The organism is uncultured Pseudoteredinibacter sp. (assembly GCF_947500695.1).
GTDB lineage: Bacteria > Pseudomonadota > Gammaproteobacteria > Pseudomonadales > Cellvibrionaceae > Pseudoteredinibacter.
The window spans coordinates 145,196-164,726 of the sequence record NZ_CANMSS010000006.1 but is presented as its reverse complement, the minus strand read 5'-3'; the positions used below and the strand labels follow the sequence as shown (position 1 = coordinate 164,726).

The window sequence follows — 19,531 nt, the reverse complement described above, 5'->3', positions numbered from 1 at the left end:
TTAATACAATGTGCCCCACAAAGACATCTTTCCAAGGGGAATCAACAGTGACTATCCAACAAGAAGTAATGGCAGCCAGCCAGGCCTGGATCGCAGCATTTAATAGCGGCGAGCTAGAAGTGTGCGCTAACACCTACAGTGCAGAAGCCACCATGCAGGTTTATCCCCATGGCCAGTTTGCCGGACGCGACTCGATTGCAGCGTTTTGGCAGGCCTTTGTGGATGAGGCAAAGCCCGGCGATTTGCAATATCGCAATGTAAAAATTCATGCACAAGGTGAAGATCGCGCGGTGCTATCGGCGACTTGGTCGATGAATGTGGGCAGCGGTTTTATCAGCAAAGAGCTATGGCAAAAAGAAGCCGATGGGGTATGGCGCTTAGTGGAAGATGATTTCAGCATCGTGGCAGTTAACGAGGCCCGAAGCCATGACAATGCATTAAACATCGCTTTATTAATTGTCGATTTGCAAAATGATTATTTTGAAGGCGGCTCCATGCCTTTAGAAAATACCGCCGCGGCGGCTAATAAAGCAGCTGAGCTGCTAATTCACTTCCGCCAGCAACAACAGCCAGTTGTTCATATTCGCCATATTTTCAATGATGACTCGGCTGGCTTCTTTGCCCCTGAAAGTAAGGGCAATGAAATTCACAGCAGTGTAACCCCTGCTAACGGAGAGCCTGTGGTAATCAAATCGGCGGTAAACAGTTTTAAAGATACCGAGCTGGAAGATTTGTTGATTGCTAAAGGCATTAAGAAATTAGTAATCACCGGCGCTATGTCGCAAATGTGTATTGATGCAGTAACTCGTCATGCCAGCGATGCCGGTTATGAGTGCACAATTATTGCAGATGCCTGCGCAGCGCCTGCGATCGAAGCGGTGGGTGTAACAGGCAAGCAAGTGCATAACACCATGATGGCCGCTTTGGGTTTTGCTTATGGTGCAGTGATGACTGCTGAAGAGTATTTGGCTGGCGCTTAAGTTAAGTGCCTGTAGTAGGGTCAGAACCCATGGGTTCTGACCCCGATTGTTCCTATGCCGGGGTCAGACCCCTATAGGGTCTGACCCCACATCGAAGCCACTCAATGAAAATCTCGCGATTTACTACTCAACTGCCCTAGTAAATCACTGTGATCCACCAACTTCCCAGCCACAATATGTGTCACCCCCGCAGCCTGCTCCACAATCCCTTTCACCTCCAAAATCTTAGCCTGCAAAAAAGGTTTCTTCTGGGCTCTGGCTGTTGCTGCCCACACAATAATATTCATTTGCCCAAATTCATCCTCTAAAGTGACAAAGGTAACTCCCGATGCGGTGCCCGGGCTTTGGCGGCCGGTGACGAGACCAATGGTTTGGACGATTTGGCCGTTGCGGCATTGATGTAAGCTTTGTGCATTGGGGTAGTGCTGAAACAAGCCTTGCTGCCGTAATAGGGTGATGGGGTGGTGTTCTAGGCTTAGGCCTAGGCTGCGGTAATCTTCTAGCATGTCCTCTTCTTTGTTGGGTGCGAAGTTTAATTGATAATGCCCTTCGGCCTCGCTAATTAAATCAGCTTGTTGTTTGTTATTGGGGTTTTTGTTCGAGTTGGTGTTGGATTGTTTGTTGCTTTTGTTTCTATGGTTATGGTGTATCGCATTATCCCAACGAGCTTGAAAGCGATGTTCACTAAAGTTTTGCAGGGCATTGGCGCTGGCTAGGGCTTCTAGGCTGTTGCGGTGTAAGTTTAAGGCTTGCAGCTCTTGCAGACTATTGGGGCGTTGTTGTTCTATTTTTTCGGCGGCCTTTTGGTTCAAGCCTTTTACTTGTTTTAAACCTAAACGCAGTTTGCCATCTTCTATACTGTGCTCCCAATTGGAAGCCTGCACACAAACGGGCAATACTTTTACGCCGTGGCGGCGAGCATCTTGGATAAGCTGCGCGGCGCTGTAAAAACCCATGGGTTGGCTATTCAGCAAAGCACAGCAAAATTCGGTGGGGTAGTAATATTTTAACCAAGCTGAGGTGTAGGCCAATATGGCAAAGCTGGCTGAGTGGGATTCGGGAAAGCCGTATTCACCGAAGCCCAGTATCTGATTAAAAATACGCTCGGCGTAATCACTTTGGTAACCGCGCTCGTTCATGCCATCAATTAATTTCTTGCGAAAGCCATGCAGCTGGCCGGTTTTTTTCCAGCTAGCCATGGCGCGGCGTAATTGATCGGCCTCGCCGCCACTAAAGCCGGCGGCTACCATAGCCACTTGAATGACTTGCTCCTGAAAAATAGGCACGCCATAGGTGCGGCCCAATACTGAGCGTAAAGCCTCGGAGGGGTAATCGGCTTTTTCTTCGCCGTTACGTCGTTTTAAATAGGGGTGCACCATATCCCCTTGAATGGGGCCGGGGCGTACGATGGCGATTTGCACTACAAGATCATAATAATCCTTGGGCTTTAATCGCGGCAGCATGCTCATTTGAGCGCGGGATTCAATCTGAAACACGCCGACGGTATCGGCCTGTTGAATCATATTGTATACCTGCGGGTCTTCGGGCAGCAGGCCGATATCGGCAATGCTATAGCGATGCTGGTAACGTGTTTGAATTAAATCAAAGCTGCGGCGAATGGCACTGAGCATACCCAGGGATAAAATATCTACTTTTAATAAACCCAGAGATTCTAAATCGTCTTTATCCCACTGAATCACGGTACGCTCATCCATGGCAGCGTTCTCGACGGGCACTAGATGATGCAGTGGCCCGGCGGCAATGACAAAGCCGCCCACGTGTTGGGATAAATGCCGGGGGAAGCCACGCAGCTCTTCGACGTATTGCACCAGTTGCTGGCTTTGACGACTGCGTAAATCTAGGCCCAGCTCTTGTAGTTGCTCGGGCCAGGGGGTGCTGTCGCGGCGGTTAATATTTTTTATAAAATAATCCATGCGGCTTTCGGTAAAGCCCAGTGCTTTGCCCACTTCGCGCAGGGCGCTTTTTAGGCGATAGGTAATCACGGTGGCTGCAAGGGCGGCACGCTCGCGGCCGTATTTTTGGTAGATATATTGAATCACTTCTTCGCGGCGCTGGCTTTCAAAATCCACATCGATATCGGGTGGTTCGTTGCGCTCTTTGGAGATAAAACGTTCGAACAGTACGGAGATTTTGGCAGGGTTTACGGCAGTGATTTCTAGGCAGTAACAGACAATAGAGTTGGCCGCCGAGCCGCGTCCTTGATACAGAATTTTCTGTTTTTTAGCGAACTGTACGATATCGTAAATAGTCAGGAAGAAATATTCGTAACGCTGCTCTTCTATTAAGCTAAGTTCTTTATCGATAATGGTTTGGATATCTTGAGGTGTGCCTTCTGGGAAACGAAACTCACAACCTTGGACGACCAGTTGGCGTAAATGTTCGATGGCGCTTAGGCCCTTGGGGACTAATTCGCTGGGGTTTTGGTAGCTAAGTTCGCGCAGGGAAAAGTGGCAGCGTCTGGCAATACCTAGGGCGTTGTTGATATGGTTTTCTGGGAACAGTTTGTGCAACTTTTCTATTGAGCGCAGGCAGGCTTCGCGGTTGCTGCTTAGCTCGCGGCCAAGTTCGCTAACGGCTTTGCCGCTATCAATGGCGCTTATAATATGCTGCAGAGCTTGTCTTTCGGGACTGTGCATGAGGGCGCCGCCACAGGCGCAGGCTTCTAGTTCTAGGTTTTCGGCCAGCGCTTGCCAGTATTGTATTTTATGGTGCTCGCCGCCTTTTAGCTGGCGGCGATAGCCTAGCCATAGTCGTTCTGCTTGGGCTTGTTTTAGCCATTTTCCCCAGTGATCGTTGTAGTGTTGGTTTTGTTTGTCTTGTGTGTTGTTGCGCTTTGGGTTCACTTCTAAAGGCAACCAGAGGATGAGGCAGTGTTGTAGGCTGCGGATATCCCAGGGGTCGAGTTGGTATTGGCCTTTTTCGGCGCGGCGGCGGGCGTGGGTGATAAGCCGGCAGAGTTCGCTGTAGGCGTTTTTGTTGGGGCAAATTAGGATTAACTCGAGTTCGTTTTGGTAGCGTAGGTAGCTGCCGATGATAAGTTTGAGTTTGAGCTTTTCTTGTTCTATGCAGTGGTGCGCGCGTACGACGCCGGCGAGGGAGCATTCGTCGGTGATGGCGATGGCTTCGTAGTTTAGGAAGGCGGCGCGGCGAACGAGTTCTTCGGGGTGTGAGGCACCTTGGAGGAAGCTGAAGTTCGATTGGGCCATTAGTTCGGCATAGCTCATAAGTGGTGTTTGGGGTTCCTTTGTTTACTTTGTTTGTGCTGGTTTTTTAGTTAGTGCTTGTAGGTCGGTAAAAGGTGGGGGAGGTCTTGCGAAACGATCGGCGGCCCTCCAGGCTTCCCTCTATCACGAAAAAGCCTCGCAAAAAGACGCGAGTCTTTTTCGCTCCTTCGGCGCTCGCTCTTTATTGTTTCGCAAGACCTCCCCCACCTTTTACCTGCTGCAGTAATTACTGGTATTGCTTTCTTCGTTTTACATCTCCCTTCTCACATGCCGTGCATGGATGCACAAATGCTGTGGAGCGCTGGATGCGCGGGAACAGTGCTCACCTCAAGCAAAATACCCATGCACATACCAATGTTTGTTAGGCGTTTTATAGAGCCATAACCAGCGGCCTTCTTGGTTACGGGCGATGAAGTAGTCGCGCTCACAGTTTTGTTTTTCATTCCAGCCGGGGTTTTGTATGCGTTCGGGGCCATAGAAGAGTAGGACTTCTTCTTGCAGCTGTTGGGGTTGTTTGAGTAAGAAGCTGGGTCTTAGGCCTTCGGGCAGTGGTAAGTTTGTGTTGTTTTTGCTGCTGCCTTTTTTGTCTTGAGGGTTGTTTTGTGAATTGTCTTTTGAAGTGCCTTGAGAACTATTTGCGTTGTTGCACAGTTGTTGGCTGTGTTCGGGGATGTGGCTGTTGCCGGCTTGTAGAAAGTGGATGCGCTCTTTGCCTAGGCGGGCTTGTAGGCTATCGAGTAGTTGTTCTTGGCTTAGGCGGCCTTGGTGTTGGCTGAACAGTTCGGCGTGTTCTTGGCCGCGTTGTTGGTGTTTTTCACAGCGTAGGCTGATGGTTTCTACGGGGGCGGGGAGTTCTAGGCGTTCTAAGCGTAATTTGAGTAGGGCTTGCCAGCGTTCGGCTTTTTCTTCGCCGCGTATGGCTCGCAGTTCTATCTTTAGGCTTTCGCTATTGCGCAGTTGCAGTTGTATATCCACTTGCTGGGCTTGTAGATCGCGTTGCTGCAAAAAATCTTGTAGTTGTTTTAGTAAGGGGGTGATGGGTTTGCTTAGGGTTTCGCTGTCGTAAATTTCATAAAACAGTTGCAGCTGGCGTTCGAATATTTCTGTGGGCTGGTAATAGGCTAAAGGGGTTTTGAGTTCGTTGTTTAGGCGACCTAGGTATAGCAGCATTTCTTCGTCGAAGCGGCGGCTGATTTCTTTTAGGGGTAATTTGAGTAGGCGCTCTAGATGGTGAATGCCCAAGCTGCTTAGTCTTTCTAGGCTGTTTTTTTTTAGCGGCAGGCTGCTGCAGGGGATGCGGGCTAGGCTTTGCTCTAGGCTTTGTTGCCCTTCGGGGGTATCGGCGAGCAGTTGTTGGTAGCCGTTGCGTGCCAGTAGTTGTGCGGCCCAGGGGGAGTGGGCGTTGGCGTAGTGGTAGTGCAGGGGCTGTAGTTGTTGTTGGATGTGTTGCCAGTAATTTTCTAAGCCTTGGTGATAGCGCAGCATGCTGCGAATTTCGAGCAGTAAACCTTGGGGGGCTTGCAGTACTAGGTTGGCGCTGATGGGGTAGAGCTGCTCGGCCAGTTGTTGCAGTAGCTCTTGTTCTAATAGGGGGCGGTAATCCAGTACGCGTAATTTGGCTTGCATGGCGATGGCCGCCGCCAGGCCCATGCCTAGGCGTATACCTTGTTGCTGGGCCAGCTCGCAGGCTTGGCAAACTTCATTGCCTTGGCCGTCTACGATGATAGTCGCTTGAGAAAGAGCTTGAGATGTGGCTTGAGATGTTGTTTTAGAGGCTGCCTGACCTTCTTTTTCATCAGCCACCAGCCGCTCTTCTCGATAGAGATGATCCAGTTGCAGTTGATAAAAGTGCAGATAAAGCCAGCGCATTCAAAAACCTATTGTTGATGATCCTGTTATTTAGGAGCCTAGTATTGAGGGTCTATTATTAAGAGCCCGGGTGTTAGTGGGCCTGCTGTTTGCCAGTCTGTCTTTTACCGGCAAGCGAGATAACATTTTGTGGGCGTTTGGGCACGCACAGCTCCGGCCAATCGCGGCTGAAATCGATATGGATATTACGCAGCGGCCAGCCCCTTTGGCGCTTGGGAATATGCAGGCACAGACCTCGAGGTTTGGCTTCCAGCTCGATATGTAAATCGGCGGCCAGCTTCGCGCTATGGGGCTTTCTAAACACAATCATAGTGCTAGAGCCTGCCTCGGCGGCCAGCTTAAGGCGTTTGGCCTCGGCCATATTGATGGGCTTGTTAATCGATCTATTAGCAGGCCTATTAATCTGGCCTTGACGGTTAGTAACTACTCGCTTTTTACCTTGCCGCTCCAGCGATTTGCCCTCTTGTAATAGCTCCTCCCACAGCAATACCACTGCACAGCGGCCGCTTTGCAGGCACTGCTCGGCGCTCCAAAGGCTTTCATCGCGTTGGGTATCGCTGATCAATAGCAGCTGATCGATATTAATGCCCATCGCCGCCCAGGCATCGCTACTTAACTGCTGTGGCGGAGCAATAATCGCCAGCAAGCGATCCTGCAAACGCTGGCGCAAATAGTGCTGCAGCAGGCGAATCTCACCCAGGGCAAATAGGCTATTAATTAACATCAGCCCCTGCTTAGGCAGCCCACCATTTAAGGCATTATCCAGCTCAGGGTAGCGACTAGGCTCTAACTCAGCGGTAATACCCTTCGCAATAGGTAAGGGCTCACTAGCCCGCCAGATCTGCTGGCGCTGCTGCAACTCCTGCAGCAGCGCCGCATTCAGCGGCTTATCGGCAGGCCTGGCCTTGGGTGTTGTTGTGCTCTTATTCATGCTGCTCTTGCTCACGGGGTGCTTCGGGCTAACTTTCCCAATTAAAATATACTGTATATTTATACAGTAATCTGACTTTGGGAAAATGGCAAGTGGCCTGGCATCAGAGGGTAAATTAAAGTGCCGGTGAGTTAAGTTTGAGAACCTCAAAGCATGATTTGACGAAGTCTTCACACTTACTTGATTAACATGCTGCCAGTGATATTGAGTGGGTATTTTGAATGAAAGCTAGAGTTTTCAGTGGTTTATTGCTGCTTGTATGTCTATATGGATGCTCCAGTAAGCATTTGGAGATTTTCCCAGAATTAGAAAATCCACAACTTACCGAGGCTAAGATCGATCCAGATAAGTTGAAAGAGGATATTGATGCCTACTATTTTGGCGCAATCGAGAGGCATCCTGATTTGGCGAAGTATGCCAATAAAACGGAGTTACTAAGTAAGGTATCAGAGTTAAAACGCCAGATAGATAAACCCATGACACGGCTTGAGTTCTTTAGAATCGTTGGTCAGCTAAGTCATATGTTTAACGATGGTCATTCTATGTTGTTGTGGCCTTATCCTGAGTTTGAGCAGTTTACAAGCTCTGGCCACAAGCCCTTTCCATTTGAAGTCACTATCAACAGCGATGATCAGCTTTTCTTTAAGAAGGCTTACAAGGCAAAAGGACGTGAGCCGATTTCATCGGGCGCTAGATTGCTTGCTATTAATGGGGTTTCTGTTGAAGAGCTGTTTAATACAATGCAGCAATACGCCGGTGGTGAATCGGCTTATTTGAGAAAGCAGTTTGTGGCCAGGCGCATAGCAACTTATCTATGGGCAGTTTATGGATTTATCGACGAGTTTACTTTATCGATAGAAAACAAAGCTTCAGTTTATGATTTAACAATTCATAAAAATGATAGTTGGGATATCCCGAACGAAGATGCGCAATCCAAGCAGGATTTCTACTACAAAAAGTTAGAGCCAGGTATTGCGTATTTGTATATAGGCCACTTTGATATAGATCCCGATTGGTTTGAAAACTTTGTCGATGACGCTTTTGCACAAATAAATCAGGACAAGATCGCATCGCTCATATTAGATGTAAGAGATAACACAGGCGGCAATACTGATACGGCAAGCTATCTATCCAGATATTTGGCCAAAGATAAATTCCGAATGATTTCGACCATCAAAGAGAAGATTAACACTGATAATGCCGGTGTATTCAATTACCGAGGAGAGCCGGGTGACATCATAGAGGAACAATGGGATGATTGGCTGCAGCCTATAGGCCGTAACGGCTTTAAGGGAAAGGCTTATGTGCTTATCAGTCCAATAAGCTATTCTTCTGGGATAGTGTTTGCTTCGGTTATGAAAGACTACGGCTTTGCAACGCTTATTGGCCAAGAGACTGGTGGCAATGCTAATCAAACGGCCCAAGGTAATTTATTTAACTTGCCTTATTCAAAACTGAGAGCGTATATCGCAACAAGAATGCTTGTACGTCCAAGTGGCTCTCTAGAGTTGGGAGGGGTTAAACCTGATTATGTCACCGAATTTAAGCGGACATCGCTGCTGGATAATAAAGACGCTGAAGTTATAAAAGCATTAGAACTGATCAAAAATGAACATTCATCTATTAGTCATTGAAGATAATCAAGCTATTGCGGGGCAGTTGATCGATTTCTTGACGGGAAAAGGTTTTATTGTCGATTACGCACACAATGGCAGGGTAGGGCTGCAATTATTACGAGATAATCAATTCGATGTAATCATACTCGACTTGATGTTGCCCGATATGGATGGCTTGGATATTTGCGAAACAGTAAGAGCTGAAGTTGATGCTAACGTCCCCATTTTGATGCTGACGGCTAGAGATAGCTTGGATGACAAGATTCGAGGTTTTGATTCGGGGACGGATGATTATTTGACTAAGCCTTTTGAGCTTGAAGAAGTCGCTATGCGCTGTAAGGCTCTGGCGAAAAGGCGCTCAGCGAATCAAAGCGAATCTATTTCTATCGGTGGCCTACTGGTTGATAGTAAGAAAAAGCTAGTCAGCAGAGATGGCCAATCAATAAATCTAAGCGTTACAGACTTTGCTATTTTACTTGAGCTGGCTAAGGCTTTTCCTTCGGCGGTTAGCAGAAACGAGCTGACTCGAAAAATATGGGGCGAGGATTTTCCCGATAGCGATGTGCTTCGCTCTCATATATACACCTTAAGAAAAGCAATTGATAAGCCATTTGAGTACCCAATGATAAAAACCATTCATGGCGCGGGTTTTAGGCTCACAGAAGAATGAACTATAAAGATAAAAGCATTCATAAAGGCATTATTCATCTATTTGTTGGCATCATACTCGTAGTATCCCTCATCTATAGTATCTTGCTGTTGGGCTATTCTTGGATAGTGGAAGATAATATTTTTAATAGAATAGTCACCGAGGAAGCGAACTATATTGAAAAGATCTACAAAGAAGAGAAGAAGCTGGTAGAACCTAGGGCTCCTTTTTTAACCCTATACCCAGGCTGGGATGAGCTGCCGGTCGATATATATTTGCAGCATTTGAAAGATGTTAATCAGGTTGAATTTAAAAGCGGCGATCGCATTAGCTTATATGTTCACCCTCTAGAGATTGAAGGCGAAAGTGCGGTACTGGTAGCGGATATTACAAAATACGAAGTGGGTCGAGATTATCTCCCGGTCGTATCCATGGCTTTGCTGGCCCTATTGGCTGTTGTTGCGGCTTTAGCAACTTATATGGCTTATTACTTAGCAAAAAAAACACTCAAGCCCCTGGAGCGTTTGACTAATAAGATAGATTTAAACCCCAGTATAGATGATGGGTTTTCTGGTGAGTTTCCCAAAAACGAAATTGGAATGCTCGCAGAGACTATCGAGCTGAGCTTCAAAAAGACCCAAGAGCTACTCAGCAGGGAAGAGAACTTCACACGTGATGTTAGCCATGAGCTTCGTACACCAACCACGGTGATAAAAAATGTTATTGCCGAGCTGAAGCAAAACGATACCTTATCTGCAAAGCAGCTAAATTACCTTGAGGATAATACACTTCGCATCGAGCAAATCATAAACACCTTGCTGGCGCTGGCCCGTAATGAGGCGACATTGCTAGAGCCTATAAGGTTTATTGATGTGTTGGAAGATGTGGTGGTATCTCATTTTGAGCTGTCAAAGCATGAAGGTTTTACTCTCCAGATGGATGTGTCTGAATCCTTACAGGTATCGGGCAATAAAAATCTCCTTCAATTACTGATTAATAATTTAATCTCTAATGCCATCCATTACTCCTCTGATCATCGTTTAAAGATCTATTCAGACGAGGGTGCTGTTATCATCTTTGAAAACGAGACAGATTATATCCATAAGGATAATCCAATCTCTCCTAAGGTGAAGAGGGAGAGCAGCCAGGGGATTGGTTTGGGTTTGTTCTTAGTGGAAAGGGTGTGTTTGGCTCTAAGCTGGGAAGTGGATGTTGAAGTAAGTAATGGTCAATTCAGAATAATCATTAATACCTCCCCCAAAAACTTATAAAACGACATTTCACGAAATCACGACAAACGCCTTGATATTCTAGCGCTTAGTTAATTTAAGCCAGTAGAGAATATCATGCGACCATTCAACGCAGTATTAAGCTTTCTAATTGTCTTACTTGTTCCTTTTGCGAATGCAAGTGAGACTTCCAAAAACGTTGGCATACTTATTTCCAGCTATGGGGAAAAGGGGCGGGAGAATCTTAGCTACGATTTAGAAGAGCTAGCACAGGCCTATCTCGTCCTGCATGATAATGGGGTGAGTATTGACCTGCTAAGCCCTAAAGGCGGTGCGGTATTGGTCAAAAACAACAAAGACCAACTGCCTTTTATTCAGCGTTTTAAAAACGAAACTCCCGCCCTAAAGCAGCTCGCCAATACTCTATCGAGTAAAGAAGCCATTGATAAAACCTACGATGCCGTGCTGGTTATTGGTGGCAGTGGCGCTATGTTTGATTTGTCGGTTGATCAAGCTACCCAAACCTTTCTTGAAAAGCATGTGAATAGCAGCAAACCAATCGCCGCTGTATGTCATGGCCCTGCAGCCCTAGTTAATATAAAGAAAAAAGATGGCAGCTATTTTGTGGCGAATAAAAAGGTAAATGCATTTACCAATGCAGAAGAGCGAGCCTTCGGTAGTGATGTGATCGATGATTTACCTTTTCTGCTTGAAGATAAGCTAAAAGAACATGGCGCCACCTTCGTAAATAATGCCCCAATGCTGCCTTATATCTCTGTGGATGGAAACTTAATTACCGCTCAAAACCCAGGCGCCGTCGCTCAAGCTGCAGAGGTTTTGCTAACGAAAGCTGGGGTGGATATTAAAGACCGAAAACCATTCAAAGATGAAGCCACACTGACACTGATCTCTAAAGCCAGAAGCAGCGGCTCTTATCTAATCGATCTGGCCGTTAAATCTAAGCCTAAAATGTACGACATGAATTATATGGCTCTATACGGTTTTTATGCTTACGGCCTAGCCGAAGATAAAGCCAGCAAGCTAGTAGAGCTCGATATCATGCAGGCCATTGGGCGTAATTTTGAACACCCGGTATACCTGGCCAAACTTATCTCAGCGGAAGTTGAACAGGGCATGAAAACCAAAGCAAAGCAGAACTTTGAAAAGTTTAAAGACCTTTATCCAGATCATGAAAAGATGGCGGATCTTAAAGGCTTATTTAATGAGAAGGCGAAGTGAGATGGCTTTGACTTGTAAAACTATGATCTGCAAAACAAAGTTATTCCTAATGGTACTGCTGTCAGCTTTCTGGTCTTCAGCAGGAGCAACCGATTGCAATAAGGAATGCAAATTAAATCAAGTTGAAACCTATTTCACTGCTTTGGCCAGAGTTTCGCGCCAAGGGTCAAGTATTGAGGATATTGCTTCTTTGCTGGAGGCGATGCATGAGGATGTTAAATATATCCATTTTGAGTACGGCGCTGACTTTGATAAAGACAAATGGCGAAAAGCCTTTATCAGAAATCTCAATAGGAATTTCTATAACAAAACCAATGCTCATCACGCCCGAGTTTTGCGGGCAATCGATGGGAAATCTCACATAGCGGTTGAGTATTCACATGGCGTAGTGAAGGAGGACGGTGTTTGGCATCCTGAAGAGCCTCGGTTAGCCGTATTTGGCTTTAGCGATGGGAAAATATCCTTAGTCGAAGAGCTGTGGTAGCCATAAAGAAATACTCGCATCAACAGAAAATGAACACTAATCAATAACTCTACAAACCATGATGACAAAAAAACTAAATACAGTATTTGCTATGGTGCTGCTGTTTGCACACCTTCCAGCAATGGCAGGCGACAAGGCTGAGCCAGTCATTCAGTTACTGTCCAAAGCTTATAATGCAGACAAATTGAAGAACTTAAACAGTATAAAAATCTATGATTACAATAAGAGCCTCTGGCCTGGTCAAGATGAAAGCCCTGACTTACCCGATTTTTGGAAGTTAAAAGAAACGCTTTTAATAGACTTTGTTAAACAAAGAAAAAGCCTACTTTCATGGAGGGAGGTACGCACGGTTACCGATTTTGAGCAGTATATTTCGTCAAAAGAAGGTGGAAGGGTTTATGATCTCGTCTATCAGAAGTATTTTGATGACAGTTGGTACAACTATTCAAATACCGGGCGCTCCATAGAAAGAAGTAGCGATACTTTAATCGCAAAGCAGTTATTAGAAAATACAGCTCAGCTCAGTTTCGATGGGCTAGCGCAGTATCGGGGTGTAGAGCATTATCAAGTATCGCTGCCCCTATTTGGCAATAGCCCACATCAAATCTTGATTGACTCCCGTACAGGGGTGATAGCAAAAGTTACAGCAAAACACGCCCGTGCTGGCGAATTAGTTTATGTGTTCTCAAACCACAAATCCAAAGCGGGTATCAGCTATGCCCGTGATCTAAGTTATTTTGTGGGTGGCAAAGCTAGAAAGGTATCGATATATAGAAACCTAGATCTCAACCCAGATACTCAAAGGGCGTTTCAGGAGCCGGCAGGGTTTTCTGCTTGGGGTAAGCCGGCAGCTCCGAGTGCTAAGGGCCCACGTCTGCTAGGGCACGGGGTGTATCTAGTGGGTAGTGGACGATCACAATCTATATTTGTAGAGGCCGATGATTACTACATTGCATCAGGTGGCGGGCGAAAGCTTGATAAAAACTACCAAAGCTTATTAGCCAAAACCGGCTCGAATAAACCTCTGAAATATGTTGTGCTGCCCCATCACCATACCGAGCATCTTCAGCTAATTAAGCCTGCCCTTGCTCTAAATGCCAGCATTGTCACAAGCTCTAACGCTCTTGCGCTAATCAATAAAACCTTGGGTAGGGATATCAGTAAAGAAGAGCTGTTGCTTGTGGATAAGGAGGCAGCACTTGGCGATGTTCGTATTTTAAAGCTTGCAACAGCGCATGCTGCCGAAAACCTAGTCCTCTATTTACCTAAGCAAAAGATGCTCTATTCACATGATCATTTTGGAACCATCTATGAGAACGGCACGGCCAGACCCTTTAAAGATATGAAGACTTTTATTGGGAAAGTAAATGAGCTAGAGCTGGATATCGAAACATATATTGATGGGCGAAGCCCAAGGCTACTGTCTAGCAAGGAAGTTAAATCAATTATTGGTCGCTATAAAAGCCCCATCTGTGCTAAGTAATATAATGTTTGCCAAGAAGAACATATCGACAGCTTGCAATAGGCCCCAAAGCACTACTTTTAAAACATATTAATAATCTCCATTCTGATTAAGTTGGATGATCAGAATTTTACAGACCAATACTGAGGGTCATACAAGTTGATGATATACAGAAAGATACTCGCACTAATCACCATGTTCGCTTCACTGCTTATGTTAATGCCTGCAACAGCAGAGGCTAAAGCTGAAAGCGATGTAAATACAAACGATACAAATAACAGCATCAAGAACGGCCAAAAAACGGCCTTTGTGGGCGGGCATATAATCAATCCCGAAAGTGGTTCGGTTCTTCATAATGCAACGATTCTGCTAGAAGGCGGGAAAATCTTAAAAGTTCTTTCTAACGAGGAAGAAGTTCCTGCAGGGTTTAAAGTCCTTAATATTAAAGATAAATGGATTATGCCGGGCTTGATTGATGGCCATATTCACCTAGCCCAATCGGGAAGTGCTTTTACACGACCAGATACGCTGGATGCCACAAAAATATCACCTTACCAACAAGATCAGCAGTGGCTACTCGATAATGCCCGTTCGATATTTGAAAGCTACTTGAATATGGGGGTAACAACGATTGTAGATTTAGGTGGTCCTTCGGAATATATGGCTCACCATCGTCAGCTAGCAAGCCATAAGCCATCACCTAATTTATTGATGGCAGGCACATTGTTATCGCCAATGGATATGCCAAAGCTGAGCCTTAATGGAAAAACCTTTAGCAAGGTCGCCACAGAGGAAGAAGCGCTAAATACCCTTAAGCAGCAAATAGCCATGCAGGCCGATATTATAAAAATCGTATGGAGCCAGGAAACAGGAATGACGACAGACGAGCTTTATAATTTATATAAGCCAGTGATCGAAGCCGCCCATAAGCATAATAAACAAGTAGCCGTACACGTAGAAGATTTGGCCAATGCCAAAAGATCGATTGAAGCGGGTGGCGATATCTTAGTACACGGAGTGATATCCGAGCCTATTGATGAAGAACTTATCCAATTGATGAAGGCTCACAATGCCAGCTATATGCCCACCTTATCGGTTACCGCGCATTACTCCGAGATGTTTAAAGGGGCGGTGAGCTTTAATCGCCTAGAACAAAAACACGGTGACCCAATCATTTTAAATAGCTTCGCAGAGCTAATGGCCAATATCCCTAAAACAGATTCAATGAGCCAGCTGCTACTGAAATACACCCCCTATGTAGATGCACCAGAAGAGGCACTGAAAAACCTCAACGAACAAGAGCGATCAATCGTTGAACAGTTAAAGCCAAACTTTGCAAAATCAGCCGTAGAAATCCAAGGCAATAACCTCAAACGCATTATCGATTCGGGCGTAAACATAGCCTTTGGCACCGACGCCGGAAACCCAGGAACACTACACGCCTACTCACTACTAGGAGAAATGCGCGAATGGAAAAAGGCCGGCATAAGCAATCAAAGAATCCTACAAGCCGCCACAGCAGGCAACGCCAAAGCCTATAAACTAAGCAATAAAGTAGGGGCCATAGCGCCAGGCTTGCAAGCCGATTTCATCGTCCTAGCAAACAACCCACTACAAAACATAGAAAACGTCTTCACAGCCGAAATGATCGTAAAGGAAGGCCAATTAGTAGAAGTAACACACTAAATTCAAGCAGGGCCAAACCACAAGGAAGTGGTTTGAAGCCTAACCTCAATTAACCCAGCAACCCCAAAGCACCCATCCCTCTCCCCGGCAGCAACTCCCTTGATTAGGGTGCTGGGGTTAATGGGGCAGTAACAACTGCCCCAATCAAAAAATGCTGAGCACTTTTTAATCGAAAGACTTAAGGCAGCAAAACTACCACGAATAAAAGATGCTTTAAGTGCCAAATTTTGCAAATCTGGTACTAAATTATTAATACGCATGAAAAGTGTGGTAAAACAGTGGTTTACGCACTTGGGCAAGGGAATGCAAGCGGTATTTAAATGGACTCCTTTCTTGTATTTCTCTTACCTCTGAGCCTCTAAAACGAATCTGATTATTGCAGATTTATCTGTTTAATCGACTGTTAGCACTATCAACCGAATAAAAATCGTCAGGAAGGAATATGACAGACGTAAATCTACCCGCAGTAGTAGGGAATACTCTCCCTGTGCTCGACCAGCTGACAACTTCTCTTGGTGTGCCAAGGGATATTCTTGCCTCTGATCAGGAAATTCAAATAGCATGGAATAACCTGCCTGGAGTAATGAATAAAATTCCACCGGCATTACGCACGGAGGGGCTAGCGCGTATGTGCGTCGCGGTTGCGGCGGGGCTATTTGATAGCGCTATAAATTACATTTGGAACACATCTGTCATTGAGCTTAGAGAAAAGGTAAAGCGATTTGGTTTGCCGGTCGTGGAACAGTTGCTTAGCAAATCAAATTTTGACGAGCAAGCTTTGCTTGATTTGAAGGATGCTGAATTATTAAGCCTCTGTCTTAAGTTAAACCTGATCACAGAAGACGGTTATTTCTTTCTCGATCAATGCAGAGATATTAGAAATAACTTTTCTGCTGCACACCCCGTTGTTGGAAAAATAGATGATCACGAATTTATAGGCTTTGCTAATCGTTGTGCTAAATATGCTCTAGGTAACGAGCATAATCCTGTGGGTGTAGATATTTCGGCATTCATGGTTGCTGTGAAGGGTACAAAATTCTCTGAAGAGCAAAAGAACCAATGGGTGCAGAGAATAACTCGCACTCATGAAGCGCAACAATATCTTCTTTTTGGAACATTACACGGAATTTACAGTGATCCGGCAAGCGTTGAGCAATCTCGTGTAAATTCTCTAATGATTGCCTCTGCCTTTTCGCCACATTTCACACCTAAAGCAAAATCGGATCTTATTAATCGGCATCATGATTACATAGCTAAAGGTGATGAGAAGAGGCATAAAGCATCACAGCAATTTTTTGAAAAGCTCGGAATGCTTGCGCTGTTAGGTGAACACGAGTTTCATGCATTATTGTCAAATGCATCGAAAAGATTATTGGGCGTTCATCAGGCAATGGATAATTTTTATAACGAGCCGCCATTCGCTGAAAGATTGTTACAACTGACTCAGCAGGGGGCTATTCCTGATACTGTAAAGGAGGAGCTTGTTACTGTCGTAGTTACGTGTGCGACTGGTAATCCATACGGGGTTTCAACTGCGGCAGTGCCTCATTATTACAAAATCATACAAGGATTTTCGCCTAGTGAGGTCGAAATAATGCTCAGTTTACCGAGCAGGAAAATCACCATAGGTGAAAGAGTTAAGTCTCATTCTAGCTGTCGAAACCGGTTCAAAGAACTTGTGAAGTTAATTGATCCATCATCGGTGCCCACTAAATCAGCTTCAGTTTATGCACACTGGGTTAAGTAGTGCTGATAAGGAGTTGCACACGACAAAATTACGCTGCGCTCCATTTCTCTGGTGAGCATGGTTTTATAACTTAATATGACTGATTTACAGTTTTCACCATTTCAGGAGCGTTGCTTAAAGCTGGTCGAAGAATCGGAGACCACTTGCCGTGGACGACATTCTCTACGAAGTGCTGTAAATCACTTGAAAAGAGGTTGGAATATCCGGGAAAAAGATCCAGAAATGGCAGTATTTCGCGCAATTACAGCCGAAGAAGAGGCTGCTGCAGGCTTGTTTCATGCCTTAAAATATAGGAAGTATGATAACGCCCACCTTATCAACCCTAAGAATCATGTTCACAAAAGCGCAGTTGCACCATTTATGCAAATTTTATTGTTTTTTTTCGGCGAATTTTCAGAAACGAGCAGGGTTTTGCCAAAGTTCCACATAAAAGAAGAAAATGGCGATACGAGATTACGGGTCGTGTTGCCTTTAGTGATCAATGGTCAAGATATGTGGGCATATCCGATTCCGCCACTAAACTTTGATGTTTCTTCAGACGGGAAAAAGCTAAGTTTTAGGCCTCAAATTGAGAAACTTCTTACTGATCAAAATGCTTCGGATATCCTGAAATATGTACGAGAGCAAGCCAATCAAAGAAATAAAATACTGTATGCAGGGCCTGATGGATACCCTGTCATTGAAGACTTGAAAGGCAGCTTCTTTGAGCTTCGCTTAGTGCGTGTGATGGTCATGGTGAAGGCATTCTTATTTATTGAACCATGGGAGGAGCGTCAGCCATTTGTGCAGCAATCTCTAGACGCTTTTCTTGTTATGCTGAAGAGAGTAGAAAATAAGATGCTGCATGCTGAAATGTAACAAGTGTGGCAGAGGGAGTGTGTCCGCTTTATCGGGTGGGGCCAGCCTTCGGATGCGGACCGTTAAAAGTGAGTCTTCGTCACAACGTAACGAGTTCTTGAGGTGTTAATCAAAGTTATTCAATAAAAGGATTTAAAATGCAAAAGCAGTATCTTCTTCCCTTACTTCTTCCGCTGTCTGTTAATGCCCAAACCAGCATAGAAATAGCAACTACCCCGACGGTTATCTTCAGCAATCACCCCTTTGAGCTGCAAACTATTTATGTGCAGTCTAGGACATCTTGCATAGATAAGTACCAGCATACCGTTACGGTGGATGGGTTTGATATCGATGTTGAATTAAATTTGGCGGATGATGCGGACTCGGGCACTTGTGCGGAGTTAGATCCAATGCCAACTCTTGTGGCGCTCACTAGTTCAACGCTTGGCCCTCTGCCGGGCGGCATGTATACCGTAACCTCTAGAGATGTCGACAGGAGTAATGAATATACGAGTCAGCTGTATATTTACCAAGCTTCGGGAGAGTTTGCGGTACAGTTTAACGCGGAAACACCGAAACAAGATCAGGTAGTCAGTGGTGTTGGTGTTATTCGTGGTTGGGTTTGTTCATTAGCGGGAAATTCACCGCGAGTTGAATATCAAATTGATGGCACAGGCCCATTGTATCGCTTGCCTTATGGCTCATCCCGCCCTGATACCAACAGTGTTTGTTCGTCTCAATCGGATTCAAATACGGGATATGGCGGCGTTGTTAACTGGAATATCTATGGTGCGGGTGAGCATACTTTTACACTATTTGTTAATGGTATAGAAGTTAAATCAACCCGCTTTGTGGTAGCGCCTTCTAAAGGTGAGTTCTTAAGAGGACTTGAAGGGCGAAGCGTTATCGAAAACTTTCCTGAAGTGGGTGATACCACAGTAGTAGAGTGGTCAGAGGCGGATCAAAATTTTAAGATCATTGATGTGTACTGACGTAAGTGCTTGCTTTTACAATAATCTGCGAAGTGTTTGGTATTGGTCGGTCGGGAATTTAAATTCTAATTTTTACTATGCAAAAAGTACAAGAACATAAACACTCATTCGACCCAGAAGACTGGCCGTTTGATTTTGATGAGAATGTTGGAGTGGTTACTACTAAGTTTGTCATGAACGATGAGCAGCCTATTGTAGAGGTTCTTCATTGGAAAGACGGTGATTGGCAGTTTATGTGCAACACCACTGATGATGCCGATGATGGAATGGTTGTGTGTATGGGCTGCTTGTTTACGAAATTTCCATGGATAGCTGAATTCAAGGATTTAAAGCCTGGTTACTTAGCCTATTTAGATAATAAGCAATGGTTAGTAGAGCCTATCGATGAGATGTAGCAAGGTTGTCAATTTGTGCATCAAGAAGCTGTCCGATATCAATATGTTGATCATTATTCATATCAAAATAGCAGTCAAAATCTACAAGAGCACTTGTTTAGAACCCCAATGCAGCTTTCAACCCTCACTAGCCTGGCCAGGAACCGTAGAGCAGCATGACAAATCTCCTT

The 19,531-nt window shown here is 45.3% G+C and carries 15 protein-coding genes; 12 read left to right on the top strand and 3 right to left on the bottom strand.

Annotated features, from left to right (window positions below; translation table 11 throughout):
- Positions 1–47: 47 nt before the first annotated feature.
- The gene (locus Q1A08_RS12650; RefSeq protein WP_299773440.1) at positions 48–980 is read left to right on the top strand and encodes an isochorismatase family protein; all 933 of its coding nucleotides are present in this window, start codon (positions 48–50) and stop codon (positions 978–980) included.
- A 101-nt stretch (positions 981–1,081) separates the two neighbouring features.
- Here the strand turns inward: Q1A08_RS12650 and Q1A08_RS12645 are convergent, their stop codons facing one another.
- From Q1A08_RS12645 to Q1A08_RS12635, 3 genes are all read right to left on the bottom strand, one after another.
- Positions 1,082–4,225 (bottom strand): error-prone DNA polymerase, encoded by a 3,144-nt coding sequence (locus Q1A08_RS12645; RefSeq protein WP_299773438.1) that lies wholly within the window; start codon positions 4,223–4,225, stop codon positions 1,082–1,084.
- 327 nt (positions 4,226–4,552) lie between these two features.
- The gene (locus Q1A08_RS12640) at positions 4,553–6,094 is read right to left on the bottom strand and encodes a DNA polymerase Y family protein (protein ID WP_299773436.1); all 1,542 of its coding nucleotides are present in this window, start codon (positions 6,092–6,094) and stop codon (positions 4,553–4,555) included.
- A gap of 73 nt (positions 6,095–6,167) precedes the next feature.
- A complete protein-coding gene (locus tag Q1A08_RS12635; protein ID WP_299773434.1) occupies positions 6,168–7,025 on the bottom strand; it encodes a hypothetical protein in 858 nt (285 codons plus the stop codon).
- A 287-nt stretch (positions 7,026–7,312) separates the two neighbouring features.
- Here Q1A08_RS12635 and Q1A08_RS12630 point away from each other — a divergent pair, with 287 nt between their 5' ends.
- From Q1A08_RS12630 to Q1A08_RS12580, 11 genes are all read left to right on the top strand, one after another.
- Positions 7,313–8,659, top strand: coding sequence for a S41 family peptidase (locus tag Q1A08_RS12630; protein ID WP_299773432.1), 1,347 nt, complete (start codon positions 7,313–7,315; stop codon positions 8,657–8,659).
- Complete coding sequence (locus tag Q1A08_RS12625) at positions 8,634–9,311, top strand: response regulator transcription factor (RefSeq protein WP_299773430.1); 678 nt, start codon at positions 8,634–8,636, stop codon at positions 9,309–9,311. Before Q1A08_RS12630 ends, Q1A08_RS12625 begins: the two co-directional genes overlap by 26 nt.
- Positions 9,308–10,561 carry a HAMP domain-containing sensor histidine kinase gene (locus tag Q1A08_RS12620; protein ID WP_299773428.1) on the top strand — a complete coding sequence of 418 codons (1,254 nt, stop codon included), beginning with the start codon at positions 9,308–9,310 and terminating at the stop codon, positions 10,559–10,561. Before Q1A08_RS12625 ends, Q1A08_RS12620 begins: the two co-directional genes overlap by 4 nt.
- 75 nt (positions 10,562–10,636) lie before the next feature.
- Positions 10,637–11,758: a type 1 glutamine amidotransferase domain-containing protein gene (locus Q1A08_RS12615; RefSeq protein WP_299773426.1), complete on the top strand. Its 1,122-nt coding sequence runs from the start codon at positions 10,637–10,639 to the stop codon at positions 11,756–11,758.
- Between the two features lies 1 nt (position 11,759).
- Positions 11,760–12,242, top strand: coding sequence for a hypothetical protein (locus Q1A08_RS12610; RefSeq protein ID WP_299773424.1), 483 nt, complete (start codon positions 11,760–11,762; stop codon positions 12,240–12,242).
- A gap of 61 nt (positions 12,243–12,303) precedes the next feature.
- Positions 12,304–13,725, top strand: a complete 1,422-nt coding sequence (locus Q1A08_RS12605) for a hypothetical protein (RefSeq protein ID WP_299773423.1) — start codon at positions 12,304–12,306, stop codon at positions 13,723–13,725.
- 141 nt (positions 13,726–13,866) lie between these two features.
- Positions 13,867–15,390 carry an amidohydrolase family protein gene (locus Q1A08_RS12600; protein ID WP_299773421.1) on the top strand — a complete coding sequence of 508 codons (1,524 nt, stop codon included), beginning with the start codon at positions 13,867–13,869 and terminating at the stop codon, positions 15,388–15,390.
- A 442-nt stretch (positions 15,391–15,832) separates the two neighbouring features.
- Positions 15,833–17,137, top strand: a complete 1,305-nt coding sequence (locus Q1A08_RS12595) for a hypothetical protein (RefSeq protein ID WP_299773419.1) — start codon at positions 15,833–15,835, stop codon at positions 17,135–17,137.
- Positions 17,138–17,212: 75 nt separating this feature from the next.
- Complete coding sequence (locus Q1A08_RS12590; RefSeq protein WP_299773417.1) at positions 17,213–17,995, top strand: hypothetical protein; 783 nt, start codon at positions 17,213–17,215, stop codon at positions 17,993–17,995.
- Positions 17,996–18,132: 137 nt separating this feature from the next.
- Complete coding sequence (locus tag Q1A08_RS12585; protein WP_299773415.1) at positions 18,133–18,966, top strand: hypothetical protein; 834 nt, start codon at positions 18,133–18,135, stop codon at positions 18,964–18,966.
- Between the two features lie 77 nt (positions 18,967–19,043).
- Complete coding sequence (locus Q1A08_RS12580; protein WP_299773413.1) at positions 19,044–19,361, top strand: hypothetical protein; 318 nt, start codon at positions 19,044–19,046, stop codon at positions 19,359–19,361.
- Positions 19,362–19,531 lie beyond the last annotated feature (170 nt).

What these genes read in the sequence shown, in the direction of transcription:
- Q1A08_RS12645 (WP_299773438.1), bottom strand. Translation starts at nt 4,225, where the DNA reads ATGAGCTATGCCGAACTAATGGCCCAATCGAACTTCAGCTTCCTCCAA.
- Q1A08_RS12640 (WP_299773436.1), bottom strand. Translation starts at nt 6,094, where the DNA reads ATGCGCTGGCTTTATCTGCACTTTTATCAACTGCAACTGGATCATCTC.
- Q1A08_RS12635 (WP_299773434.1), bottom strand. Translation starts at nt 7,025, where the DNA reads ATGAATAAGAGCACAACAACACCCAAGGCCAGGCCTGCCGATAAGCCG.
- Q1A08_RS12625 (WP_299773430.1), top strand. Translation starts at nt 8,634, where the DNA reads ATGAACATTCATCTATTAGTCATTGAAGATAATCAAGCTATTGCGGGG.
- Q1A08_RS12620 (WP_299773428.1), top strand. Translation starts at nt 9,308, where the DNA reads ATGAACTATAAAGATAAAAGCATTCATAAAGGCATTATTCATCTATTT.
- Q1A08_RS12615 (WP_299773426.1), top strand. Translation starts at nt 10,637, where the DNA reads ATGCGACCATTCAACGCAGTATTAAGCTTTCTAATTGTCTTACTTGTT.
- Q1A08_RS12610 (WP_299773424.1), top strand. Translation starts at nt 11,760, where the DNA reads ATGGCTTTGACTTGTAAAACTATGATCTGCAAAACAAAGTTATTCCTA.
- Q1A08_RS12605 (WP_299773423.1), top strand. Translation starts at nt 12,304, where the DNA reads ATGACAAAAAAACTAAATACAGTATTTGCTATGGTGCTGCTGTTTGCA.
- Q1A08_RS12600 (WP_299773421.1), top strand. Translation starts at nt 13,867, where the DNA reads ATGATATACAGAAAGATACTCGCACTAATCACCATGTTCGCTTCACTG.
- Q1A08_RS12595 (WP_299773419.1), top strand. Translation starts at nt 15,833, where the DNA reads ATGACAGACGTAAATCTACCCGCAGTAGTAGGGAATACTCTCCCTGTG.
- Q1A08_RS12590 (WP_299773417.1), top strand. Translation starts at nt 17,213, where the DNA reads ATGACTGATTTACAGTTTTCACCATTTCAGGAGCGTTGCTTAAAGCTG.
- Q1A08_RS12585 (WP_299773415.1), top strand. Translation starts at nt 18,133, where the DNA reads ATGCAAAAGCAGTATCTTCTTCCCTTACTTCTTCCGCTGTCTGTTAAT.
- Q1A08_RS12580 (WP_299773413.1), top strand. Translation starts at nt 19,044, where the DNA reads ATGCAAAAAGTACAAGAACATAAACACTCATTCGACCCAGAAGACTGG.